Origin of the sequence: Streptomyces sp. NPDC058691, assembly GCF_042714775.1 — a bacterium.
Classification (GTDB): Bacteria; Actinomycetota; Actinomycetes; order Streptomycetales; family Streptomycetaceae; genus Actinacidiphila.
In genome coordinates this window covers 1-24,624 of sequence record NZ_JBHXSO010000066.1, presented here as the reverse complement: position 1 = coordinate 24,624, position 24,624 = coordinate 1, and the positions used below count along the sequence as shown (strand labels likewise).

General features: G+C 68.5%; 19 protein-coding genes and 1 pseudogene. 9 read left to right on the top strand and 11 right to left on the bottom strand.

The window, feature by feature from the left end:
* The 4 genes and pseudogenes from ACFWVC_RS33085 to ACFWVC_RS33070 all read right to left on the bottom strand — a co-directional run.
* Positions 1-407 (bottom strand): annotated as a pseudogene (locus tag ACFWVC_RS33085) (ATP/GTP-binding protein); the annotation flags it as partial.
* A 131-nt stretch (positions 408-538) separates the two neighbouring features.
* Positions 539-2,764, bottom strand: coding sequence for a Mu transposase C-terminal domain-containing protein (locus ACFWVC_RS33080; protein ID WP_384296301.1), 2,226 nt, complete (start codon positions 2,762-2,764; stop codon positions 539-541).
* Positions 2,761-3,798, bottom strand: coding sequence for a TnsA-like heteromeric transposase endonuclease subunit (locus ACFWVC_RS33075; RefSeq protein WP_384296298.1), 1,038 nt, complete (start codon positions 3,796-3,798; stop codon positions 2,761-2,763). The genes ACFWVC_RS33080 and ACFWVC_RS33075 overlap by 4 nt, the downstream gene beginning before the upstream one ends.
* Before the next feature lie 125 nt (positions 3,799-3,923).
* Positions 3,924-5,324 carry a DNA-binding protein gene (locus tag ACFWVC_RS33070; RefSeq protein WP_384296295.1) on the bottom strand — a complete coding sequence of 467 codons (1,401 nt, stop codon included), beginning with the start codon at positions 5,322-5,324 and terminating at the stop codon, positions 3,924-3,926.
* A 1,355-nt stretch (positions 5,325-6,679) separates the two neighbouring features.
* On the opposite strand from ACFWVC_RS33070, the gene ACFWVC_RS33065 reads away from it, so the two are divergent.
* The gene (locus tag ACFWVC_RS33065; RefSeq protein ID WP_384296291.1) at positions 6,680-7,591 is read left to right on the top strand and encodes a hypothetical protein; all 912 of its coding nucleotides are present in this window, start codon (positions 6,680-6,682) and stop codon (positions 7,589-7,591) included.
* Between the two features lie 72 nt (positions 7,592-7,663).
* On the opposite strand, the gene ACFWVC_RS33060 is transcribed toward ACFWVC_RS33065, so the two are convergent.
* From ACFWVC_RS33060 to ACFWVC_RS33045, 4 genes are all read right to left on the bottom strand, one after another.
* Positions 7,664-8,553 (bottom strand): IS5 family transposase gene (locus tag ACFWVC_RS33060; protein WP_384296289.1). Its coding sequence is split into 2 segments (ribosomal slippage): positions 7,664-8,199 and positions 8,199-8,553, totalling 891 coding nucleotides; the frame shifts between segments, so codons are not numbered across the junction.
* A 231-nt stretch (positions 8,554-8,784) separates the two neighbouring features.
* Positions 8,785-9,588 (bottom strand): hypothetical protein, encoded by an 804-nt coding sequence (locus ACFWVC_RS33055; protein ID WP_384296285.1) that lies wholly within the window; start codon positions 9,586-9,588, stop codon positions 8,785-8,787.
* A 331-nt stretch (positions 9,589-9,919) separates the two neighbouring features.
* Positions 9,920-11,026, bottom strand: a complete 1,107-nt coding sequence (locus tag ACFWVC_RS33050) for an ImmA/IrrE family metallo-endopeptidase (RefSeq protein ID WP_384296282.1) — start codon at positions 11,024-11,026, stop codon at positions 9,920-9,922.
* Positions 11,027-11,059: 33 nt separating this feature from the next.
* Complete coding sequence (locus tag ACFWVC_RS33045) at positions 11,060-11,389, bottom strand: hypothetical protein (RefSeq protein ID WP_384296279.1); 330 nt, start codon at positions 11,387-11,389, stop codon at positions 11,060-11,062.
* A 363-nt stretch (positions 11,390-11,752) separates the two neighbouring features.
* Here ACFWVC_RS33045 and ACFWVC_RS33040 point away from each other — a divergent pair, with 363 nt between their 5' ends.
* Genes ACFWVC_RS33040 through ACFWVC_RS33025 form a run of 4 tightly spaced genes read left to right on the top strand, consistent with a single transcriptional unit; the run spans position 11,753 to position 15,715 of the window.
* Positions 11,753-12,787, top strand: a complete 1,035-nt coding sequence (locus tag ACFWVC_RS33040) for a CBASS oligonucleotide cyclase (RefSeq protein WP_384296275.1) — start codon at positions 11,753-11,755, stop codon at positions 12,785-12,787.
* A 2-nt stretch (positions 12,788-12,789) separates the two neighbouring features.
* Positions 12,790-13,296: a hypothetical protein gene (locus tag ACFWVC_RS33035; RefSeq protein WP_384296272.1), complete on the top strand. Its 507-nt coding sequence runs from the start codon at positions 12,790-12,792 to the stop codon at positions 13,294-13,296.
* A 23-nt stretch (positions 13,297-13,319) separates the two neighbouring features.
* Positions 13,320-14,243: an AAA family ATPase gene (locus tag ACFWVC_RS33030; RefSeq protein WP_384296269.1), complete on the top strand. Its 924-nt coding sequence runs from the start codon at positions 13,320-13,322 to the stop codon at positions 14,241-14,243.
* On the top strand, positions 14,240-15,715 hold the full coding sequence (locus ACFWVC_RS33025) for an SAVED domain-containing protein (protein ID WP_384296267.1): 1,476 nt from the start codon (positions 14,240-14,242) through the stop codon (positions 15,713-15,715). The genes ACFWVC_RS33030 and ACFWVC_RS33025 overlap by 4 nt, the downstream gene beginning before the upstream one ends.
* Positions 15,716-15,731: 16 nt before the next feature.
* On the opposite strand, the gene ACFWVC_RS33020 is transcribed toward ACFWVC_RS33025, so the two are convergent.
* Complete coding sequence (locus ACFWVC_RS33020; protein WP_384296263.1) at positions 15,732-16,844, bottom strand: hypothetical protein; 1,113 nt, start codon at positions 16,842-16,844, stop codon at positions 15,732-15,734.
* A 571-nt stretch (positions 16,845-17,415) separates the two neighbouring features.
* Here ACFWVC_RS33020 and ACFWVC_RS33015 point away from each other — a divergent pair.
* Genes ACFWVC_RS33015 through ACFWVC_RS33005 form a run of 3 tightly spaced genes read left to right on the top strand, consistent with a single transcriptional unit; the run spans position 17,416 to position 20,358 of the window.
* Complete coding sequence (locus ACFWVC_RS33015; RefSeq protein ID WP_384296260.1) at positions 17,416-18,420, top strand: nucleotidyltransferase; 1,005 nt, start codon at positions 17,416-17,418, stop codon at positions 18,418-18,420.
* Entirely contained in the window at positions 18,417-19,877 is a 1,461-nt protein-coding gene (locus tag ACFWVC_RS33010; RefSeq protein WP_384296256.1) for a ThiF family adenylyltransferase, read from the top strand. The genes ACFWVC_RS33015 and ACFWVC_RS33010 overlap by 4 nt, the downstream gene beginning before the upstream one ends.
* Positions 19,759-20,358: a Mov34/MPN/PAD-1 family protein gene (locus ACFWVC_RS33005; protein WP_384296254.1), complete on the top strand. Its 600-nt coding sequence runs from the start codon at positions 19,759-19,761 to the stop codon at positions 20,356-20,358. The genes ACFWVC_RS33010 and ACFWVC_RS33005 overlap by 119 nt, the downstream gene beginning before the upstream one ends.
* Before the next feature lie 158 nt (positions 20,359-20,516).
* On the opposite strand, the gene ACFWVC_RS33000 is transcribed toward ACFWVC_RS33005, so the two are convergent.
* Together ACFWVC_RS33000 and ACFWVC_RS32995 are read right to left on the bottom strand one after the other, a co-directional pair.
* Positions 20,517-23,219 carry a Helicase associated domain protein gene (locus tag ACFWVC_RS33000; protein WP_384296250.1) on the bottom strand — a complete coding sequence of 901 codons (2,703 nt, stop codon included), beginning with the start codon at positions 23,217-23,219 and terminating at the stop codon, positions 20,517-20,519.
* Positions 23,216-23,698, bottom strand: a complete 483-nt coding sequence (locus tag ACFWVC_RS32995) for a hypothetical protein (RefSeq protein WP_384296246.1) — start codon at positions 23,696-23,698, stop codon at positions 23,216-23,218. The genes ACFWVC_RS33000 and ACFWVC_RS32995 overlap by 4 nt, the downstream gene beginning before the upstream one ends.
* A 288-nt stretch (positions 23,699-23,986) precedes the next feature.
* Between ACFWVC_RS32995 and ACFWVC_RS32990 the strand changes: the two genes are divergently transcribed.
* Positions 23,987-24,307 (top strand): hypothetical protein, encoded by a 321-nt coding sequence (locus ACFWVC_RS32990; protein ID WP_384296241.1) that lies wholly within the window; start codon positions 23,987-23,989, stop codon positions 24,305-24,307.
* Positions 24,308-24,624: the final 317 nt, after the last annotated feature.

Genomic DNA, 24,624 nt, shown 5'->3' with positions numbered 1-24,624 from the left:
CCGAGGTAGCGGGCGAATTCGGCGGTGAGGGTTTTCGCGGTCGCGCCGGGCGGGACGAGGATGTAGGCGACGGGGACCTGGGGGTGTCCCTGGCCGGGAGGGGTGGGGGTGCGGTGGGTGTGGGCGAGGTGGCAGGTGCGCCCGACCTCGAGGAGTGCGGTGGTTTTCCCGGCGGCCGCCGGTCCGGTGACGATCAGTGAGGGCCGTGCGGTGGTGGTCTGGTGGCGGCCGAGGACCATCAGGGTGCGGACGCTGGTGGCGAGGGTGTTGATGGCGGGGGTGCGGACGGTGACGAACGCGGAGTGGTAGGCCAGGCGCTGTTCACGGCTGCGGGGCGGCTGGCCGGGCTGGGGCGGGGCCGGGGGCTCGGTGGTGGCGAAGTGCTGCCAGCCCTGCCAGGTCGTCACCGGCCAGGAGCGTTCGGTCGTGTCCGGCGGGGCGTGTCCTGCCGGGTCGCCTGCATCGGTGTTGTGCGTGCCGGTGCCGGTGCCGGTGGCGGCGTGGTTGCCGGCTGTGCCGGGTGGCGGGCTGGTGGTCACTATTTCAGGGCCTCCGCGTGTGCGTCGTACAGGCCTAGGCCGGTGTAGGGGAGGGTGGGGGAGCCGGCCTCGTCGTCTTCGGTGTCCAGGGCGGTGTCGTGTTCGTCGTCGGGGGTGTCGTCGAGGTCGTCGATGCTGTCGGTGCCGGCAGGGGGCCCGGTCCGGCCCGCGTCCAGGTCCGGTACCCCCGGGTGAGCGGTTGTCGCGGCCGGGAAGGCATTGGGCGGTGCCGGCGATGTCGCTGCGTTCTTCGGGCTCTTCGGGTCCGTCGGGTGTCCGGGGCGGGGCGGGGGTGTTCTGGGGGGTGTGGCGCGGGTGAGCAGGCGCTGTTCGGTGCGGGTGGCGTCGTGGGTGCGGGCGCGGCGCATGAGCTGGTCGAGGGCGTCGGCGAGGTCGGCTTCGTGCTGGTCGGGGTCGGCGTGGTGGGTGACGGTGGTGCGGATGTACTGCCAGGTCCGTTCGTTGAACGGGTGGTGGGCGTGGTCGCGGTGGATCCAGGGGATTTCCGCGAGGTCGCCTTCGGGTAGGCGGATCCAGATCTGGCGGGCGTCGTGGGGGTTGGTGCGGACTTCCCATTTCCCGCCGCGTGCGGTGACGGGTGAGGGCTGTCCGCGGTAGGGGCCGAGCAGGTCGTGGTCGTAGGTGCGGTGGTGCAGGCGGATACCGCGTTCGGTGATGGTCTGCCATCGCACGGGCAGCAGTTCCAGGTAGTCGTTTGCGGTGAGGGGTACGGGGACGTGGCCGGCGACGCAGACCAGGGCGGCCCACATCTGGTTGGGGGTCAGTGGCGCTTTGGGCAGGACGGGGTGGCGCAGGCCCGCATGGGGGCGGTGGTGCCAGTGCACGAGCCATTCGTCGAGGAGGTCCTGCAGTTGGGCGACGGTGTGGCAGGCTTCGCGTTCGGCGTCGCGGCCGCGGCGGGTGACGTCGGATCCGGTGTAGCCGGGCAGGTGCTGGCAGAACAGCGAGTTGATCGAGCCGAACGTGCGTTCCACGATGCCCTTGGCGGTGGGGGTGTAGGGCGGTGCGGGCTGCACGCTGATCCCGAGGGTCTCGCAGGCGGCGGTGAACGCCTGGGACAAGAACACCTTGCCCCGGTCGACGACGATCGTCTCGGGGATCACGACGGGCCGGGCGGCCGCGCCCCGGAGGCGTTCGTCCAAGGTCAGCAGCCGCTGGTGGGGCAGCAGGCCGGTGTGGGTGAACCGCAGGGCGTCCGGCCAGGTCGGCCGGGCCGGGTGGGGGACGGCCATCTCGGCCAGCAGCAGGGCGGCGTCGACGGCCTGGGTGCCTGACGGGCACAGCACTGCGGCCAGGATCGCCCGGGTGGCGACGTCGACGGCGATGGTGAGTTCGGGCCGGCCGAGGGTGCCGTCCTCGAACAGCGCCAGGACATCCAGGCGGGTGGTGTCGATCTGCACCTGCTCGCCGGGCCGCAGCGCGACGGTCGGGGTGAACGCCCGCCCGTCCTGGTTGATCGGCGGGGTGCGCACGCGGCGGCCGGGATGGTCCGCCGGGTGGGCGAGCTGGTTCACGAGCCGGTAGAACGTCGCCGGCGAGGGCATCGGCACCGTGTCGCCGTAGCGGTCCTGAAGGATGCGCGCGACCGGCGGCATCAGCCCCTGGATGGTCCCTTTGGACCGGCCCCGTTGCCGGCGCAGCGCTTCTTTGACGGCCGCGACCACACGTTCGTCCTGTCGTCCCGTCGGGGAGGGGCCGCGGGTGGTGCGGTGGTCGACCAGCCCCCACAAGCCTTGCTTGCGGTAGGCCAGCCGCATCCGCTGCACCGTGGTGCGCGAGACCCGCCCGAAGCCGAGCGCGGTCAGTTCCCTGGCTTTGGCCGCTTCCCGCTCGGCCAGCGTCCACCGCCCCGGGTCGTACTCGGGCCGCACCGCACCGCCGCCGTCGGGCCCGTCGGGCAGGCCGCACTCGACCTCCCGGACATGCCGCTGCCAGGCCAGCGCCTTGTTCCGCGCGGCGACCGGCGCCGTCTCGAACAGGCCCCACTGCGGCACCGCCTGAGGCTGCTGCGGCTGCGCCCCGATGACGGCGAAGCCGGGATCGGCGAACAGATGCCCGGCCAGGACCACCTCGTCGCTGTTGTTCTCACTGGCCAGGTGGAAGCCTTGCCCGGACAGGGCGACGACCTGCCACCGCACACCCCGGAAAAGGACGTGCGCGCCGACCGCCACCACCGGCCGGCTGCTTCGCGCCGTGCTGCTCACACTGCCCCCGTGCCATGCTCGGCGGCCTGACGGCGCGCGGCTCGGGCCGGCGATCCCGTCGCGCCATTGGCGGCGCCGCGTTCCCCCGCGCCGCCGAAGCCGCTTGAGCCCTCGCTGCTGTCAGCGTCGGTGTCGTTGTTGGTGCGGCGATGGGCGTGGTCGTGAGGGCTGCCGGACCGGGACGACCCCGCGATGTGCTCACCGCTTCTGGGGTAGGAAGCGGCGCTGACCCAGACCCGTTCGTGCAGCGGCGTGTCCAGCGGTGCGGACAGCAGCCCGCGCCACAGGGCGTGGAAGGCGACGGGCAGGACCTCGATCGGGTCACCGGCCGCTTCGACGCCCTCGATCAGCGGCCGTGGGCGGGCGAACGCCTCAAGGACCGCGGCCAGCAGGCCGGGGCGGCCGGCGTTGCGGGGATGCCGGTAGCCCGCCAGCCACTTCAGGTTGGCGGCCGGCGTCTCGTCCAGCCGATGGAGACGCCGGTAGGTGAAGCCCACCTGCGCACACGCCTCGGCCATCGCCACCGCGGCCTGCCGGGCCCGTTCACCACCGGCTTCCGGGTGACCGGGGCAGTCGGCCAGCAACGCGCTGCCGTCGGCGTAGCGGGCCAGCAACTGCGGCACCCAGGCACGCACCTGACCCCGCCGGTCGCGCCAGATCAGCCGCACCGGCCGCCCGGCCAGGCCGACGACCTCGGGGTCACGGTCCAGGACCATCAGCTGAGCCCGCATCGCGCTGGACCCGCAGGACACATGCCGCCCGGTGGTCGCCGACCACCACAACCCCGGCCCCCACCGCCGCCCCGGCACCACCGGGAACGCGGAGACCGGCTCCAGGTCCTCCAGCGCCACCGTCACCGCCGCATCCACCCACCGCTGCTGCGCCAGGTTCCCGGCCGGATCCCGGAAGACCGCCTCCACCCCCAGCCCGCCACCACCGGCGCCCTTGTGCCCGGTCGAACGCGCGATGCTGCTGCGGGCCCGCCATGGCGCGGGGGCCGCAGGGACACCCGCGGCGGAGTTGTCGTCGATCACCTGTGCAGCCAATCCCTCCCGGCCGGTCTCCCGCAGCCGAACCGAGCCGGATCAACCCGGCAGGTGACAAAGCACCACTCAACGCGGCGCGGGTGGTTCATACTTGCGCCCCCGGCCCGGCGTTGTCAGTGCAGACCCCTGCCCTGCCGTTTCCCGGGCGGCGACGCCCACTGGGCCACGTCCTGCGCGGGTACCCCGGCATTCAGCGCCGCGGACGTGGCCTGCTGCAAGGCCTGGTCGAGCAGGTCGGCACCGTGGCTGAGATTGCGCAGCAGACGCCGGGCCACCTCGGCGCTCGACCCGGTCTGCACCCTGCGTAGCTGGATGAGCTGCTCCTCAGCGCCCTGGATCAGGCTGGTGATCAGCGCGCGCTGCTCGGCGGGCACCGCCGAGCGCCACATCGTCCCCGACCCCGGCGCCTTCTTCTCCTTGGCCAGCACCCGCAGTTGCGCCGCGATGGTCGCCGGCTGGCTCTCCTGCCGGACGCGCCACGGGTCGTCGCCCAGCTGGTCCGGATCCATGCCCGGCCGGCGGCGCCGGCGGATCACCGCCCCCATCCAGCCGGTCAGCGGCCCGCCGTAGTCCACCGCCACGACCGGACCCAGCCACGGCCGCCCCACCCGTTCCCCGAGCCGGCGGCAGAAAGCCCCGTCTGCGGACAGCAGCCGCGGCCGCTCGCCCCCGCTGTCGAGCCACACCAGCTCGGACATCGACGGGTCCAGCAGCGCCTCGGCCACCGAGACCACCTCGGGGAAGACAACCGCGTCCCGCCCCACCGCCCGCCACCACCCCAGACCACCGGCTGCCTCGGACACGCTGCCGCCTGCGACCTGGTGCAGCCGCCGCGGCCAGATCTCCTCCCGCTCCCAGTGCAAGGCCTGCTCCCACCACCGGGCCACCACCGCATGCGCGACACCGAACACCTGCCCGGCGCCCAGCCCCGCCCGCACCGCCCGCCGCGCCACCCCGGCCCACCGCCGCCGCGCCGCGACCACCTCCGGCAGCTCCCGCAGATCCAGGAACTCCAGCCCCTCCCCGCCACCGGCCGACAGGTCCGCATCCGCGTCCAGTAGCCACCGCCCGTGCCGGACACACACCCGATCCCACCGCGGCACGTACCGCACCACCCGCACCCCCGCCGTCCCGGTACGCCGCGCCGCACACAGACCGCACCCGAACGCCACCGGACCGGCCACCGTGCCCCCGCTGCGCCACAACCCCTGCCCCGATCCCGCTTCCGGCCCAGCGTTCGATGCGGCGAGTCTGGGGTCCTCCGACCTGAAGGCCGGCAGCGCCCGCGCCAGGTCCTCCTCGCCGACCCCGCACAGCCCGGCCAGCACCTGCCGCCCTGCCGCGTCCAGGAGTGCTTCCGCATCGGCCCGCAGGCCGCCGCCCTCGTGCCGGGGACGGTGGTTGCCCCACTGCCAGTACCCCAGCACTGCTGCGGGATCCAGCGCGTAGCAGGCGGCGACCCGGCTGATCAGCGACCACGTCGTCTCCCCGGCCAACGGAGCGACCCGGAACACGCCGCGCCGTGTTGTCGCCCCGCTGGGATGCCGAGCGCCGGCCGGAACGTCGCTTTCCGAATGCGGGGAGGGTGGGCGGAGGAGCGCGACGGCGTCAGCGATGTCGGTCACCTGACCAGTCAAGCGGCCCGGGCCGGCGGAGGCAGGCGAACAACGCCGCCTTGCGCGTTCGTCTTTGCCGCCCTGCCGCACTCGTGCTTGGCGGGCGTGGTCGTGGCACCTGGGAACGCGTAGCCGACCAGACGGGCGATCGGACTGGTTGCAGCGGAACGCGGAGTCGATTGCGGCGTGGTGTCAGCGTTTGGCTGCGACGGCTGCTCGCGCGGTTGCGGCGTGGTGTTGTGCTCGGGTGCGGGCGAGGTGAGCTCGGTCGGAGACTGTGCTGCCGAACGTGGTCCATCCGTACCTGCCCGCGCTGGTCATCGGAACTGTCGTTCAGCAAGGAGGCGAAGCGCTTGCCCAAGCCGTCGGGGCACTGCTGAGGTGAAAGGACGGCCGGCGGCCGAAGCGGCACGTCGGGATGCCAAGGTCCCGCCGCCGCGCGGCGCAGTCTCAGCCTGGGGCGGGAGGGCCTTTTGGCTCAACGCCACGGTGCGTTTGAGGAGAGGTCGGGTATCGGCTGCTGGGTCGAAGGGCGGACCGACAGGCAAGGAGCCGCTGCGAATGCCAAGTTGCCCTTCACCAAGGACCTTTGGCGAGGAGTGGCTCATGTTTGGGGCCGGCGCCGAGGGTGTGGAGTGGATGGGCGGGCGGTTCCGGTGTCGGCAGTCCGGCCTCTGAACGATACGGATGCGGTCGGTGGTGGCTCCGGAGGGAAGGAGCAGACGGGGTGATGCCTCCGGAGGGCGACATTCTGCTGGCTCGGATCGTGTCTGCTATGCGCGTGATGTTCGATTTGTGGGAGGTGGCGGAGGGTGGCGGTTTGGCCGATGTGCCTAAGAGCGTCCTTTCTGGTCGCGGAGTACCGGCAGACTCTCTGGCGAGCCCCGGCCGGCTGAGCATGGTCGGTAGGGGCCCCGCTCGGGCGGCACCTTTGCATGTGCAGGGACCGTACTGGGCGTTCGATCTGTCACATCATTTGTGAGGAGTGGGGCGCCCGGCTCCGGCCTGCGCTGATTCAACATGTCGTCTTTCATTCACGACGTCACCGCCCAATACGTTGCTGCTGTGATGGTTGCGGCCACGGGGGTTGCCGTAGCCACAGCGAGAGCACTGTGGAACCGCAGGCGCGACGACGACCGCAGCCCGGAGGAACCCGGAAGCAGCAGAGTTGGCCAGCCAGCCGAACCGCTGTGTGGGCTGAGCTCGGAATCTGCACCGAAACTGTCGTCATCGCGTCGACAAAATGAGTCGTCATGAGGACGACATCAGGGGATCGGGGAGGTCGCCCGGATGCCGAATTCGACCGGGAGCAGGCATGGCGCTCCCTCTTGGAGCTGCAAAGCAGCGTGGACCCGGACCGGCGGCTCAAGCCGCCCGAGATGCGGGGATCCAGTCCGCGCTTGATGAGCATCGCTCGCGCATACGACCGCATCTGCCGGCGCGCTGACGGCCTCCTGCGTCCGGAAGCTACCGAAACTGAGCTTTTGTCGGCCCTGCTGGTGATCCGAATGCTGCGGGAGAAGCTCGACATAGACGAGCGACAACTCATGGCTGCGGCGCGGCACAAGAAGGTCACCTGGCAGCGGATCGCCGATGCCCTGGAGATGAGCGGGCGACAGTCCGCAGAGCGGCGCTTCCTTCAGCTCAGTCGCCCTTCGCTGCATTCGGACAGCCCCGTGCCGCGCACCCAGAACGATCGCGTGACAATGGAACGAGAACGACGCAGCAGGAACGCGGAACGGCAGTGGGCGATGGAGCACGCACCGGCCATCCGCAGAATCGCACGTCAGCTGACCGCTCTTGATGATCTCGATCACCGGGTCGCGCGGTCGGCCGAAACCAGGATTCTGACCGCTCTCCAGGCTGTAGACGGACAGGACGTCGCAGGCCCCGAGAGGCCGACTCGACGGGCGTGGCCCGATGCCTTGCGTGAGTGTCTGGCTGAGGACGAGCAATTCAGAGTGGATCCGCCTCGAGATGACTCCCACCCGGATCCTGACTGGAAGATCGAACAACAGCGCACCGCGATCGTCCACCGGCTGCTCGGTCTGGTCACCTATGCCGCCTGGCCCCGCAACATCGAACTGTCTGATCTGCCGGACCTGACATCGGCTCTTGCCGAGCTCCGCGCGCAGGCCGAGATGTCAGGCAAGGAGAGACGCTGAGCACATGCCCAATGGGTCACCCCGATCAGCGATATCGGGCCCACCCGCGGGCTAGGCCCTGTCTGACAAAGATCATTGTGCGGGCTCGCGTAGCCACAAGATGAGTGCGGCGAGGTGGAGTCCGGCGCGGTAGCGGCTGGCGAGTTTGTCGAACCGGGTGGCGATCGCCCGGAACTGCTTGAGCCGGCCGAAACAGCGCTCGACGACGTTGCGGCCTTTGTATGCCTCGCCGTCGAACGCCGGCGGGCGGCCTCCACGGGAGCCACGGCGGAGACGGTTGGCCACCTGGTCGGCGCGTTCGGGGATGGTCACGGCGATGCCGTGGCGCCGACACCAGGCTCGGATCGCCTTCGACGAATAGGCCTTGTCCGCGACCACCCGGGCTGGGCGGGTGCGAGGCCGCCCCCGCCCGGCCCGTGCCACGTAGATGTCCGCCATCACTGCCTGGAACACCGTGGAGTCGTTGACGTTGCCGGGAGTGACCAGGATCGACAGGGGCAGGCCGCGTCCGTCCACTGCGAGGTGGACCTTGGTGGTCAGTCCGCCTCGGGACCGGCCGAGGGCTTGCCTCGCCGCCGAGCGTTGCGGATCCGCCAGTTCGTCCCCGTCTGCGTCCCCTTTTTGCGGGCGCCGGCGGCGTGCTGGTGGGCACGGTTGATCGTGGAGTCGACCGACACGGTCCACTGCACCGTGCCGACCGCGTCGTCGCGGACCTGGACGTGTTCCAGCAGTCGGGCCCAGGTCCCGTCAGACTCCCAGCGCACGAACCGCTCGTAGACGGTCTGCCACGGCCCGTACCGCTCCGGCAGGTCCCGCCACGGAGCACCCGTCCGCAACCGCCACAGCACTCCGTTGACCACCTGTCGGTGATCCCGCCACGGCCGCCCACGACCATCCACCTGCGGCAACAGCGGAGCTATCCGCTCCCACGCCACATCCGTCAACTCACCACGACCCACCACAAGATCAATTATCAGACACGGCCTAGGTAGCTGACTACGCAAGGCATATGGCGGCGACACGGCGGCGGGTCGACACCTCCGGGCCGCCGCCGCAGCGCCAGCCCCGCTGTGCCTCGACCAGCACAAGCCGGAGAGCGAAGCCTGAGACAGGGCCTACAGGGGCTGGGCGGGCACCTTGTGCGGTAGGGAAACGGCCTACCGCCTTAGTAGCTGAACGCCGCGACAGCCAGTTCATTCCCATGCGGTGTGGAACAGCGCGCACTCGAGCAGGTCGGGGGAGGCGCTGGACGGCCAGTCCTTGGTCGCCGCGATCTGGCGGGCAGCCGCGTGGAGGAAGGAGAGGTAGACCTCGTAGCGGTGGGGTGACCAGTCTCGATCCCTCCATACCCAGCCAGCGACCGAGCCGTCGGGGTCGTGCCCCGTCTCCTGCCCGGCTGCGGTGGCAAGAGACCGCAGACGCCGGGCCAGGACGCGGTCGAGGATGAGCGGCGCAGGGCCGCTCGCAGGCTTCACTGTTGTGCCTGCGAAGTACAGGAACTTGGTGAAGAAGGACGGCCCATATCCAGGAACACGGCGGTGGAGCGACGCGTAGGCGGCTGCCGCGCCGTGTTCGCGGAGCGCGGTGACCGCAGAGGCCAGTGCCGCATCCAGGCCCTCGGCGGCGAGGATTTGCTGCAGAGTGGCTGGCCCGCTCCCGCCGGGGGAACCGCGCTTTCCTTTCCCCCACACATAGGTCACGACCAGGGCCTCGGTGAAAGCCTCGCGTTGCAGCGCGGCAGCGACGATCGATGCCCCCTGCGCCCGGCTGATTGCGGCGTTACTTTCGCAGGAGGCCGGAGCCAGCCCCGATGGCCAGGGGGCGATCTGAGCCCAACGGCTAGGGGTGTACTGGACCGTGTGCGCGCCAGGAGTTGCGTCCGCATACCTCGTCGCGTTCTTGGCCCACCAGCGGCCCAGCGCCTGCAGGGCTGCGTCGGGCAGCAGGCGCGCTGCCATCTCACGGTCCACTGCGTCCGCCCGGTCTTGCCTGCTCATATTCCATCCGTTCGCGACGACCGTCAGGGCAACAGGGAGCCGGGCCGTTGAGAGGGGAGATCGTTCGCTGGCCCGCGGGAACTCAGCCTCCCACCCTTCGATCCAGCTACCCGACCCCCTTGCGGGGCCACAGCCCGCTGCAATGAGCGCTCTCGCGAATCAGGGCAGCAAAGCCGGCGACAGCATGTGGCCAGCGGACTAGGGCCCGTCCGTATCCGCGCTGACGAACAAACCCCACTCGCTGACGGTGCGCTTGAGCTCCTGAGCCGCCAACTGCTCGTGGTGCGCCTTCCTGCGCGCTTTATCGGATCGGCCTGTGCTGAGAGGGCTTTCAGCCCAGTGTCACGGTGCGTTTGAGGCTGTTGCCGTACTTCCAGTCGAGTGCCGCGTCGTGCTGGAGGCGGCCGACGACGACGCCTGGGGCGATGCCGGCTTTGCGGGCGAAGGCTTCGATCCGGCTGAACGGCATGGGCCGGGCGCGTAGCTGCCGGTAGTCGGCGGCGTAGGAATGGGGGACCAGGGTGTTCGCGGCGAACTCGTTGGCTTCGTCCTCGTCGGGATCGGTTCCGCCGGGAGAGAGATTGTCGCTGTCGTCCATGAAGGTCAGGCGTTTGCCGTGCAGGAGGACGTGGCCGAGTTCGTGGAAGAAGCTGAACCAGAACTGGTCGTCCTTCTTGAAGCGGTCGCTGAGTGCAATCAGCACCTTGTCCGGGGTGAGCCATCGGGTCGCGCCGGACACCTTGGTCTTCGGTAGCGCGGGGACGAAGACGACCGCGACGCCGGCCTGGGCGCAGAGCTGCGGGAGCTGTCGGATCCAGATGTCCTGCTCGACGAGGGTGAGGGCGCGTAGCTCGGGGAGCAGCGAGGTGAGGCCGCTTTTGCTGAATGGCCTGGTGTCGAGGTCCCGTGCGCTGAGCTCTGCGAGCCGTAGCCAGGTGGCGGTGGCGTACTCGTTGGGCTCCAGCACGGTGGACCTGCGGAACGCCGTGCGGTAGCTGCGCCAGACGTCCTCGGCGGTGTCGGGGTCGGCGACGCCGAACCAGTCCAGCAATCTGAGCAGGTTCGTGGCGGTTTTCTCGCGGCTGGGGAGGATCTTCAGCTTCACGAGTTCGGCTAGGGGGAAGCGGCCGAGCCAGTCGACGTGCGGGGCGAGCGTCCTGCTCTCCTCCTCGCGGGCCTGCTGTGTACGGAATGCGGCTTCCAGAGAGTTCCACAGGGTCGCGGGCACGCCGGTGGTGCGCTCGAGCAGGAGTGCGGTGTCCGGGCTCAGCGGCGCGGTGCCCTTGATGACCTGGTTGATGTGCTTGGTGGACAGGCCAGTGCGCCGGGCGAGGTCGGCTTGGGGAATGCCGAGTGCGTCCAGGGTGTCCTTGAGGGTCTCCCCGGGGTGGGGGACCGAGTCGGGCGCGTACGCGAGCGGGTCGGCGCCGGGGGTCATCGGAAGCCTCTCTGCGGATGAGGGGAAGGAGCTTCAGGCAGCGGGGGCGAGCTGGACGCCGGTGACGAGCAGCGAGCGGACGGCCCACTCGACGAGGTCGCCGTCATTCATGGGCGCAGGGTCGTCACGAGGACGCAGGTGCAGGTCTGCGGTCGGGCCGAGGGCCACCAAAAGCTGGCCGTCCGCATGCCCTCGCAGCCGGGCCTGCGGCAGGCGACGCAGATCGGCGAGGTGGGCAGCTGCGGAGATCTCCGACAGACGGCGCCGCAACACCGGCGCGACGACAGCACCGAAACGGCGCGCGCGTATGACGTCGTCGTTGCAGGACCGAGCCAGCTCGCCGTCGACGAAGAAGATCTCCACCTGCGCCCCAAAGAATCACTTGCGTTTACCCAGTAGGTGCATGCTAGCATCCCATCAAGATCGGTAAGTTTCATGCACCTATTGGGTGCATGAAATATCGTCCTGGCTGGTCATGCTCACGCGCTACCAGCTCCCGCCCCGGCCGCTGCCGGGAGAAAGGAGGCGCGCCATGACGGCGACCGCTCCCGCCCACACCGTCGTGATCATCTTCAACGCGCGCCCGTACCACGAAAGTGCATCGGCTTTGTGTGAGCCGCTGGCTCGGGCCGCAACATGCTGAAGAGCTATTAGAAGCCGGTCAGTCGAGGGCTGTTGAGTGACGTGTGGGTTGTCAGTGGTGCGTGATAGTCGTTGAGGCGCTGGATGTCCATCTTCATGGAGGAGAGGCACGATATGGCTGGGGAAAGCTACGTCAATCATGAAATCCTTGCGGCTTTCGCCAGAGACAGGGTGAACGTGCCCAAGGAGGAGGCGAAGGATCGCCGCCGGCAGGTCAACCACCTGCGGGAACGGCTGGAGGGGTACATCGCGGCGCATCCGGACTTCAACCTGGTCAAGCTCCGGGCGTCTGGTAGTACTGCGAAGCACACTGCGATCCGTCGCCGGAAGGGCGAGGGCTCCGATGCAGACGTGGCGGCCTACGTCCGGGTCGCCGACCCCGACGTCGATGAGGCCAGCCTCCTGGAGTGGCTGCAGGAGCGGTGCATAGAGGTCTACGGCAAGACGAAGGTCGCCGATGATTTTGTGATCTCTCATCATGCTGTCGGGATCACTCTGCGCGGCTCGGGCCTGAAGATCGACGTCGTCCCCGTGCTCTACACCGGTGAGCCGGACGACAAGGGCTACCTGGTGACCCGCCAGGGCACCCGGGTGCTCACGTCGGTCACCCTGCACCTGAAGTTCATCGAGAAACGCAAGAAGCCGGATGCCGCAGGCCCCGGCTACACCGAGCTGATCCGCCTGCTGAAGGCCTGGATCCGTGAAAGCAAGCGCATCGATGGGGACCTGCGCTGCAAGAGCTTTCTGCTCGAACTTCTTGTGGCCCACCTGTGGGAGACCGGCTGGAACGGCGAACCGCTCCAGGTCAACGACTACCCGCGGGCGATCGAGCAGGTCCTGTCCTACATCGCAATGACGGGCCTGAAGACCCCGATCGTATTCACGGACTACTACGCGGCAGACGCCGTCTCGGAGTCCTGGGAGCCCATCCAGGTATGGGACCCCGTTAACCCGGGCAACAACGTCGCCTCCACCTACACAGAACGGGACCGGCAGCGCCTGGTCGAACACGCCAACACGGCCCTGGAAACCATTGCATGGGCCGCCGGCGCACCGACCAAGGGCGAAGCGAACAGCGCCTGGCGCGAGCTGTTCGGCCCCGCCTTCCAGGGAGCGTGACCATGACGGCGTCCTACACCAGGTCGGCCTCACTCACGATCACGGACGCACGCTACGTCGGTGCAAAGGTTGGCGCCGATCTCCGCCTGCTCCACAACTATTACGGCAAGCCCTCTTTGGGAGGCATCGACCAGTACGTCGAAGAGGTCGCCCTGCTCCTGCGTGACGGCTACCTCGACACTGTCGACTACGGCTTCCGTGACGCCGGCAGCAACGTATGGAGGCTGCGCCTGCGCTACAAGGCGACCCTCGGCGGTCAGCTCACCGACGGGCGGCCCGGAAGCCTCCCCCGGACCGATCTCAGCGGGTACGGCTTCTACAGCTACCTCATCCGGAGCGCCAAATACTGGGCACTAACCGCCGCCGAGCAGACCGCGGTCGAGGAGACCCTGCCATTCCCCCGTCAAGGCGCCGCTGCTCCCAGCGCAGTGGCTGGTACTACCTCCACCGGCCACAGCTATGCCCGTAACGATGCCGGTGTCACCCGCGACATCTACGTCGCCCGTTAACCTCGCAGCAGGAAGAAAACCACGTGACCAGCCAGGAAGACCTGTTCCACCCCGTCGTTGCACTGCCCGAACCCGTGCGTCAGGCCCGTTACGACCGCCTGGTGGGCTTGGACGAGATGAAGGTACGTCTACGCAAGGAGGCCGTGCTGCTGGCCGACCCCCGTCGGCTCCAGACCTGGGCCCAGACCCATCACGGCGGCGACATTGCCGCGCTCGACCTGTTCACCGACCGCGCTCCGTTGTTCGTCTTCGCCGGCGATGTCGGCTCTGGCAAATCCGCCCTCGCCGAATCCTTCGGCTGCGACCTGGCCGACCAGCTCGACCTGCCTGTCTTCCTCTACCGGCTTAAGCTCGCCACGCGCGGCAGCGGCCTGGTCGGAGAGATGACTGCCCTCATCGGCGACGCCTTCTCCCATCTCCATGCCGAGGGTCGTCGTGCGAGCGGACCTCGCGGTGTGAACTCCGTCCTCATCCTCGTCGTGGATGAGGCCGACGCCCTCGTCCAGTCCCGCGAAGCCCAACAGATGCACCACGAGGACCGGGCGGGCGTAGATGCCTTCTTGGCGGGTATCGACAGCCTTGCCGGTGCTCAGATTCCGGTCATCGTCGTGCTGTGCACCAACCGCGTCGGCGCCCTCGACCCTGCTGTCATGCGCCGCGCCGCCGCCACGTTCACCTTCACTCGCCCTGACGACCGGCAGCGCCGGGTTGTCCTTGCCCAGGCGCTGAGTGGTCTCGCGCTCCGGCCCGAGACCCTCGACAAGCTCGTCACGCTCACCGGCCCTCACACCGGCCGACCCGGCTACACGTTTTCCGACCTTACCCAGCGCCTCATCCCCGCCGCTGTCCTCCACGCCTTCCCCGACCACCCAGTCCGTGACGAGGACCTCCTCGCACTCGCAGAGCAAATCCAGCCCAGCCCCGTCTTCAGCGAGGAACGCCCATGAAGCCCGGCCCCCTGCCGGCCCCGAGCCCTACCAGTGTCAGGATCACCGGCGACCACTACCAGTGGCTCATTGCCTGGCAAGGCTGCCTCACCCTTCTGCGGGAGAACGCCGCCCGATCCATCAACCCCGTGATCTCCGTCGGCGTCGAACTCGACAACGCAGGCAACCTGGACGACGTCGTCCTGCTGCGCCGCACACCCCCGCACACCTACACCCAGGTCAAATACACCGTCGGCAGCTCCACACCCGTCAACGAGGAGTACCTGACCAAACCCAGCCCCACCGGTGGCCCCTCCATCCTGAAGAAGATCGCCAAAACATGGCGAACACTGACCACCGACGGCACCAAGGCCGATCTGGTACTCGTCACCAACCGCGCACCAGACCCGGACGATCCGCTCATCGCCGGCCGCGACTCCCGCACCCAACTACTGATACCCAAGGCAGGAGAAGGAGGCCAGAAGTCAGCGGCAGGCAAGGCTCGGACCCGTTGGGCAGCCGACGCCGCACTCACCGAGGACGAGCTGTGCGACCTCCTTTCCAGCCTGCGCTTCGACGTAGCCCGGGACCTGACTCACGTGCAGGAACGACTGCAGCTACTGATGGCTGTGACCGGCCTGCGTCACGACGAGAGGGCCATGGAGGAGGGAGCGAACTGGGTCGCCAAGCAGGTCCGCAACGGCCACCGGACCCTCACCCTGGACATGGTCAGCTCTGCCGTCGACACCCTCAAACTCGAGTCGGGCCCGGCCCGTGCGGTCCTGTCCATCGCCACCCTCAAACCAGATCCCTTCGCAAGCGACGCCGACTACGCCATCGACTGGGTCGACCGCTTTGAGGGGGCCTCCGACTTCACCAAACGCCGTCCGCTGGCGCCGGCTACCTGGGCACAGCTCCAGACAGACGTCGAAGCCGCCCCCAAGCGACTCCCCTCGGGCAGCACAGCCATCTCACTGACCGGCAGCCTGCGTCTGGCTCCCGCGTTTGCGGTCGGCACGGCCTTTCGAATGGTGGCCGGCGCTGACCTGGCCGTTGTCCAGCGCGGCCAGCTGTGGTCGTCTGCCGAGCCTTACGAGGCCCCGCTACCGCCAGCCGTCGACGAGCACGCCCTAAATCTCGGGCCCGACCTCGCTGTCGCCATCGCGGTCGCCACCGACCCTGCTCAGGACGTGCTGGACTTCCTGCTAGAGCAGCAGATCCCTGTCTCCCGACTGCTGGTGCTGCGGCCCCCCGGCGGGACCAAGGACAACTCCATCCCGGATGCAGCAACGGCCAACGCCCTCGCCGTCGGCATCCGGGAGCACCTGCGCCGTGCCTGCCGCGCTCACCCCGCGATCCACCTCTTCCAGGCCGGCCCCATGGGCCTGTCCCTGCTGCTGGGCAACCGGTGGAACCGACTACGCCCCACCACCGTGTACGAGGACGTCAACGCACACCAGATGTACGAGAAGGCATTCGTCATCGACGCATGAGGACCCGCCACAACCACTACGAACCCGCTGGCGATGGCGGGGCCGTGCCCTGTGCCAGCCGCAGGTCGTGGTGGACCAGAGATATCCGATCACGGGCCGTCAGCCAGCCCAGGGCGACAGCGACCGGCAGCGGGCCGTGGAAGAACAACAGCCCCTCCACCGCGGTGGTGCCGCCGAGCCGCTGCGCCCACTCCTGTCGCGCAGCCTGCCAGCACTCCCAGATATACGTGGTCACCGCGGCGTAGACACCAGAGTCGTCGGGAAGGTACGCGTTGCCGGTATCGATGATGAGATAGGCGCCGCACGGACCCTCCGTGCTGCCGGGGCCCGCGGGCGGGAGGCGGTAGCCGGTGTGGTGCCACGGCCCGTAGGAATCCTGCCCAGTCACTGCCACATGGCGTGCGTCATCGACCATGGAGCTGGCCGACGCCAGGCGTACGATCAGCGCGATCCGGTGACGTCGCGCTCCGGCTGCGGCGGGAACTTCCACGAGCTGCGGACTGTCGCGTGTGGGGGTCGCCAGGAGTCTGGTGACCTGCGTGCGCTGCGGGGGAGTGAGCGCAGCACGCAGCGAGCTGCCAATTTCGACTCCAGGGATCACAGAGCGCCCGGCCTGCTGCGATAGATGCATCACTGTCAGCGACAGCTGTATATCGTCGGCCAGCCGTCGGCCCAGAAGGAACCCGTCCTGCAGATGAGCGAGCACGTACAGTGCGACCTCGGGCTCCGCTCTACCGCCCGCTCGCAACTCCTCAATCTGCGCATCGATGAGCCTGGCCACGAAGTCAGCGACATCGGAACGGCCTTGCACAGGGAACTCGCCGGGCCACAGGACCGCGCGATCGACGACCAGCGTTGCACTGTGCGCGGTGCGGGATGCGTTCTTCAGCGCCGCTACCCGGGAAGCCTGCGTGCGGTCCGCCGGGTACAGACTCACCACCACGCCGAGCCCACGGGGGCGCTGCAATACCCACCCCGCCAGCACCAGGGCGAGAGCGCCAGCGAACACCACGACAAGCACCCACTGCCTCGTGGTCCACTGCTCCAGGATGCTTGGTACGACACCGAGCGCGACGGCCGTGGAAGAGGCCATCAGGACGGTGCCGCCGCCTTCCCGGGAAAGCAGCAACCGCCTCAGCTGCCCAAGCCACCTCACACGTGCCTCCACCCTCCGGTCGTGATTGCCTCTGCAGTGTCCCGCTGTGTGTCCGTAGACGCCGAAGATCGCGGAGTGCGTTTTCCCCGGCCTTCCACCTCATCGTCCTCCTGCCGTCGGGCGAGGCCCGTATCGGCCCCCGGGGCCCGATCCTGGCGGGTCCTCAACATGAGGCGGCAGCCGCGAGGGTGCCACCACCTGCACAAAGCACGCGGTTCCGATGCGCATGAACGCTGCCGTCAACGATCAGCTAATCCTGGTGCGGGAAGGGTTGTCGGTGGGTGGACCTACTCTGGTGGACGAGCAGTCATAGATGTCTGTCTGCGGCCGCCGAGCTCCCACCTGGGAACCGGCCGGTCGCGGCGTTCACTCGGGCTGGACGACGCGCCCGAGGAGGCATAACGCATGGGACTGGAGAGTTCCTCGACGCGTTCCCGACAGCCCTCAACGGAGTCGCCGGCCTTCTCCCGGCCCGCCGGGCCCTCGGTGGTGTGAGTCATGCTTTGCGCTGCCCAATGCAGTACAACTAGGATCGGAGGGCCCGATGGCTCACCTCAAGCAGCAGTTCAAGGATGCGCTGAGCTCCATCGAGCCCGGTGACGACAAGACCAACGCCCCAGAGGCTCATCGCCTCGTCCGCGACGCCCTCGAAGCAGACATGAAGCTTGCCGAGTACGGTGTCAGCCCGGTGTTGATCGGCTCCTACAAGCGCAACGTATCGATCCGCAGGATCAAGGACGTCGACGTGTTCGTACGCCTTGCCGATGTGCCAACGGACGTCACGTCGAAGGACATCCTCGACAAGTTCTTCAAGGTCCTGCACGCGGAGTTCGGCACCGATTCCGATGGGCACCGGCGTACTAAACGGCAGGACCGGAGCCTGCAGGTCTCCTTCCCCCAGTACGACCTCTACGTCGACGCGGTGCCGGCCCGTCCGTACGGTGACGGAACGTGGGAGATCCCGCAGAAAGGCGATACGGACGCGTGGGTTCGCACCAACCCTGACGGACTGACCGCGCTGTCGAGCGCGATGAATGCGGACCATGACGGTTTCTACGTACCGACCGTCAAGCTGCTTCGTCAGACTCGTCGCGCCTTGCTCGGTAAGAAGAAGCCCGGCGGATTCTTCATCGAGATGGCGGCTTACCAGGCGTTCGCCTCCGGCGCAGTCTCGGGGAACGATCAGGCTGAATACTACGTCTCCGCGCTCCGGGAGGTCAGCAAGATCGTAAGTGACTTCGTGGCCTACGGCATCGCGGTGGCAGATCCAACACTGCTCGGCCAGACTATCCGCATCCGTGCGACCGACGACGAACTGGACGCTGCACGTACGCGGTTCGCGGACGCCGCCGCGTCGGCAGAGGCTGCGCTCGATCAGGAGGACGCGGGCAAGGCTGCGCTGGCATTTCGGAAGCTGCTGGGAGAGAACGGGGATGGAGAAACGGTGTTCCCGATGCCGCCCGGTTTCAACGAGGATGGAAGCAAGCGTGCATCCGCGATCTCGCCCGGTGCCCGCGTCGTACCGGCCGGCGCGAGGACTTTTGGGTGAGTTCCAACAGTTTCAACGAATATGTCGCTTACTCGCGACAGCACTTCGAGGAAGGCTTGATACGCGCCGGGTTCAGCGAGGTCGAAGCGGGATGGCAGGGACCGGTCCCGCATGCGGCGGGCACGACCCGCGTGGTGATTGGCCTGCCGCCCCGCTTCCCGTTCCGTCCACCGCGGGTTGTGCCGGTCGATCACGATGCGGTGCCTTGGTCCTGGCACCGCGAACCAGACGGCACTCTGTGCCTGATCGCCGAAGACGATCACGACCGGCTGTGGTGGACGGAGGCACCTGCGTTTCTCGAACACGTCACAGCGTGGTTCGAGCACGCGGACACCGGGTGGACAGGCGATCGCCCTGACCTAGATCTGGACCGGTACTTCCAGCCGTCCGCGGACCGGAGGCTCTACCTCTACGACGACCTCGACCAGTACCTTAACCGCTTGGTGCGATTCAGCCCGTCCAGGAACGGAACTATGCGGATCAGGCACGGCACCCGTCCTAGGAAGGCTCTCGAGCACAGCAAGGACCGCTTCGGATACGTCGCCGATCTTGGCGAGGTGGACGTGCCGCCGCGAACCTGGGCAGACATCTCCGCACGGATCGATTCGAGCCCGGACCTGGACCGCAGAATTCGTCAGCGCTCGGTCGCGGTTGTCGTCCTGAGGTACCGACGCGGCATCCACGACGGTGCGATCGTGGTGGAAGTAGCGCCCAAGAAGGACGGCGAGACCGCTGTCGCGCGTCTGCGCTCGGGCGCAGACACCGAGGCAGCCAGGTCGGCTCGCGCAGGCCTCGTCGCTCCCGAACTGCGTGGCTGTAGGGTCGCGGTCGTCGGCGTCGGTGCTTTGGGCTCGTTCATCGCCGACATGCTCGTGCGCTCAGGTGTCCGCCAACTCACCCTCATTGACGGCGATGTCGTCATGCCAGGAAACCTCGTCCGCCATCTCGTGGGGCCTGACGCGGTCGGACTGTCAAAAGTCGAGGCAGTCAAGCAGCACCTTGTCAGATACAACGAGACACTGGTCAACGACATCGGTGTCATCGATTGCCCACTTACTTCAGGCGCCGATGCCGTCGGCCATCTGAGGAAGCACGACCTCGTCGTGAACGCCACCGCCGACTTCACTACCACCGCCCTCCTCCACGTGAGCGCCCAGTCACTGGGCACACGCGTCCTCTCAGCGGCACTTCAAAACGACGGCAGGACCTATCGGATCGACGTGCTGCCACCGCTCGGCGACGCGGCCACACTGCCACCATCGACGCTCAAAGCCGACAGCAAGGCGCCGCAACTGTTCGAAGCAGGCTGCGGAAGCCCGATATCCCCGGCGCCGCCCTATGCGGTGGTGGAGGCAGCAGCGGCAACGGTTCGCCACGCCATCGGCCTCCTCGTCGACCGCCCCCTCCATCCTGCTGGAGAAGTGCGCCACGCCATTTCCAGCCCTCATCGGAAATGAGCTATCAGTGACTCGGCCGGCTGTACGGATCGAGCTGTGCCCTGAGGCATACGAGGTCATCACGTCCGCGACCGCGGACCGTCTACCCGTGGAGACGGGTGGCCTCCTCCTCGGCTACCGGGAAGACGCCAACGTCCTTGTCACTCACGCCCTGGTTATCGACGGAGAAGGAGCGTCCACCCACAGGTACGTGCGCGACGACGTCAGGGCAAACGCCCTCCTCGCAGCGTTTCTGACCCAGCGAGCGGATGACGATCCAACCGGCTATGTCGGCGAATGGCACAGCCATCCCGTTCCGTCCGGACCGAGCCAAACAGACGTTGCTGCCATGCATGCGACCGCCCAGACGAGCGACGGCCCGATAGCGCTCCTCGTTTACGCCCCCGGAGGGGCGGATCCATTCTTCGGACTGATTGTCCGACGCCAACGCGTCGGACGCGTCTCAAGCAAGAAGGCAGCGGTCGTTCCGCCATCATCATGATGCGAGGCGCTGGGACCACTGCCCGAGGAAGCGTCAAACGGCTGACGCGGGGCGATGTCCCGGTTCACGACATCGATAAGGCCGACGAGAGCGTGCTTAGCTTTGCGCCGCGTGCGCCCAACCCCAACCGCCGACCTCGTCACACGCAGCGTGAGTTTTCACGCCCACTCCACCCCCAGTGCGGCGAGCGCGGCGCGCTGCTGGGCGTTGAGCCGGTCGCGCCGGGTTTTGTGGTTGCTCAGGAACACGCCCAGTTTTACCGGCACCTCCTGCGCCGGTCCTCCGTCCGAGGCGACCGTGATCGGCTCTGTGTGGGCTCTGGGAACGCGGTGGTGGCCTTCGCGGGCGATGTACTGGGCGAGTGCTACCAGACCACGCTGGAACGCCTGCTGCGCCTTGCCTGGTCCCTGCGCTGTGCCCTTCGGCGCCGCGCGCTCGCTCGGCGGGGCGGGCCTGATATCGAGTGCGGTGAGCCGCTGCTGCTGTTCGTCGCTGAGCTGCGCCCAGTCCCGCGATTGACGGGTGATGAATGCCCCAAGATCATCTCCGTTGAAGGTGACGCCGGGGTGGATGCCGGCCACTGAGTGGTCGGGCTCGGTTTCGGCGAGGTCGCGAAGGACGGCGTAGTGGCGTTGCCAGTCCAGGGGCCAGGCGCAGTCCCAGTCGGGGTCGATGGCGGCCAGCTGCGCCGCGCGGTCCGCTGCCCGTACGGGGTCTTTGCCGAGCCCGCCCTGGCGGCGGAGGTTGGCCAGGTGCTGCCCGATCGGCACCGGCCTGACTCCGTCGACGAAGGCTTCGCCCCACACGGCGTCCTGCCTGGGGGCCAGATGCCCGTGAGCTCGGTGGAATGAGCGGAACGCCGCAAGCTTGATCTCCCAGGCTTGGTCGCCGGGTTCCCACACCATGCCCGCTTCCGGCTCGTCCAGAAGCTTCCTGCGCCGTTCTTCCAGCTCCCCGGCCCGGAGCGCGCGGCGTTGCTGGTTGACCCACCTGCCCAGCGGAAACCTGGTGACCCCCAATTTGACCTCGGTGTCGTAGGGGACGGCGTGCAGCCCCGTGATGCCGTGTTCGGTACGCCAGCGGCGGAGGGCTTGGTAGCCCTCGAGCCAGACCAGGGATTCGGGCCGGTAGACACGTGTGCGCAGGAACGCGGCGATGGTGGCAGGGTCGCGTGGGGTGGCGAAGTTCAGCAGCGCCGACTCCACCGCGCCCCCCGCCCTCGTTCCGCCCCCCGCGGTGCCCTGGCCCTCGCCGGCTGTGCTGCCGGTCGTGTTGTTGCCGACGTCGATGATGCGGCCCTCGGCGTCTCGCTGGACGTGGACTGTCCGCGGTCCGCTGCTCAGCGCCCGGTTGGCGAGTTGCTCGACGAGGTGCTCCGAGTGTGAGCGCAGGCCTTGGAGTACGGCGACTAGGGGTCGGAATGAGGTTGAGGCGATCATGTTGTCCGGGTCTTCCCCTGGTTCCAGGAAGACGGGCACGATGATGCGGGCGATCTTCGCTCGGCTGTCGGGGTTGGGCCTGAGGGCGCGGCCGATGTTCTGGACGATTTCGACCTGGGAGCCGCGGGTGTCGGCGAAGCAGATGGCTTCGACGCCCCGCTCGCCGACGATGTCGACGCCTTCGCCGAGGACCCGGACGCTGGCGAGGAACGCCCGGTGCACCCGCCTGCCCTGTGCGTCGGTGCCGTTGGCGAACTGCCGGAGCACCTCACGCCGTTCCGCCACCAGGTGGTCCCCGCAAAGCCACTGCGCCCAGACCCGGTCCGGGGGGACGTGGCGGTGCGGGGCGAGGTCGTAGAAGCGGGCGTCGATCGACGACGCCGGTAGTGAGCCGGCTTCGGCCAGGGCGTGTTCGGATGGCTCGCTCCCATAGAGCTCGGCTGCGGTTTCCGGGAGCTTGGCGGCGAACGCGGCGGCTTCCTCGACGCGCTGGTGGAACGTCATGACCGTGCGGAGGTTGTGGGCGGCGGAGTGTTCCAGCAGGGCTGTCTGCAGCAGCGCGAGGCGTCGGCCCCGCATTGCCTCCTCGGAGGCTCCCAGAGTGAGGTCGGGGGCCTGGATCTCCAGGACGTCGATCTCGAAGCCGGCGAGGATGCCCCGCTCGACCGCCTCCGACAGCCCCAGCTCGAAGATCCACTCGCCGTAGCGGCCGGCCGGGTCGGAGACCATGGAGGCGATCTCCAGCTCGGCCCCGTCCTTGCCGACGGGGGGCCGCGGCGCGGCCAGGATCCGCGGCGTCGCCGTCAGGTACAGCCGGTAGGCGACGGGGATGCGGGTGTTGTCGTGGATCGCGGCCCACGGCCGCCCGAGGTCCCCAGCTGTACCGTGCGCCTCGTCGAGGATCGCGAGGTCGAACGGGGCCAGCTGCTGCCCGTACAGGCGCTGCCCGCCGGCCAGTGCCGCCTCGAGCGGCCCTCGCACCCGTCCACGACCTGTGACGTCCTCGGGGTCCTCGCGGTCGACCAGGGACGCGTAGGTGGCGAACACGATCACTGGCCCGGACCCGGCCCACAGCGCCAGCTGGATCGGGTTCGTGGTGGTCCGCACCTGCAGCTGCTCCAGGACCTCGTCGCCTTCCAGCGAGCACACGCCGACCATGGGCCCCCGGTGCCCGACCCGGCGCCACGCCTCAGCCGTCTGCACCAGCAGATCCAGGGTGGGCACCATGACCAGGATCCGGCCGTCCCGGAACAGGTCCAGCGCAGCCACAGCCGCCGTGATCGTCTTACCCGACCCGGTGGCGGACACCAGCGTGGCCCGCGCCCCCTCAGCGGGAACCGCAGAACGTGCAGGAAATCCCACCCATTCACGGACACGGGAATTCGCCTCGACCTGGTGCTCACGCAGCCGCACAAAACTCACGCCCGCCCCTCCTCAAAAGACGGCATGAACGCCACGACCACCAATTGACCCGCCTCGTCCACCCGCGCCTGCTCCACCAACTCATCCAAGAGACGCCCGGGCGTGACACCGTACCGGCCCGCCCACTCCCGCACCCGCCTGCCGGCCTCACCACCCAACGACACCACCAGCCCCTGCTCCCGATCCTCACGCGCCCGATGCAAATCCTCCCGCGCCGCACGAAACCGCCGCCGCGCCTCGCCCACGGCAGCATCACGCTCCATCTGCCAGCGCAGATACACGGGATCAGCCCGCACCGAGTACACCGCCAGACCTCGCTGCTCCACCAGGTCGCCAATACGCCGCCACTCCGCAGCCTTGGCCCGCAGCACCGACACCGCCCGGAAAACCCCCTCATACGGCAACGGAGACCCCTCCGCAGCTCCCTGTACGAGCCGGTAGGCCGCATCGACCCTTTCCGATATTTCCGCGACAGACATCCCTTCAGCCTCCGGGCAGACCGCGCCCCGGGCCACATCTGCAGGACCGCTTAATTCACGCACAGACAACCGCCGCCTCAAAGGACCTGACCCACCCACCCGGGTATGCCATGATTCCACCAACCCTACATAGAGATTCCAACTGATGCAGATGAACCCTGCACCCCGCCCCGCGGAAACGTCATCTTCCCCCCACCGGGGGAATCAGAGAATCAAAACCCTCATCCGGGGCACCCAGAAAAGGCAGCCCAGCACCCTGCCCGGACACCGAACCCCCTGGAGACCCCCGTGACCACCTACGTCATCACTGTGCCCGGCACCTTCGTACACGGCATCAACGACACCCAGCGCTCCGAACTCGAACAGAAGCTACGGCCACGAGACCCGAAGAACACCGACCTCGGCGAAAGCGAGGAACTGAGCCTCCTCACCCTCCAGGACGACGGCAACGCATTCTCCGTACGCCTCGAAGTTGAGGCCGGCGGTCACACCGAAGCCGAAACGCAAGCCGTGCGCCTGGTCACCACCGCCCTCCGTGACAGTGGCTTCACCGAGCAGGACGCGCCCCTGGGGCCGGCCGCGGTCACGGGTATCGACCGCGAATTCTGAACCGGCCAGGCAAGCCCCCCACCCGCCCCTTCCAGCCAGTTGGCCCGCGATAGCGGGCCTAGGCCGGAGGCGAAGCCGAAGGCCAGTCAGGGGAGCGAAGCGAGGCTGACCTTGAGGGCACGTCAGTGCCCGTAGTGGGGCTGAGCGAAGCGGAAGCCCCACTACGGCCCGAAGGGCCGGCCGAACAAAGTGAGGCAACCCCCGCACGAAGTGCGGGGGTTCACGGCCCGCGAAGCGGGCCGTACCGCTGAGCGCAGTGAGGCGGCCGCCCCCTGCGAAGCAGGGGGCTCTCACTTGCACATCGCGCAGCGATGTGC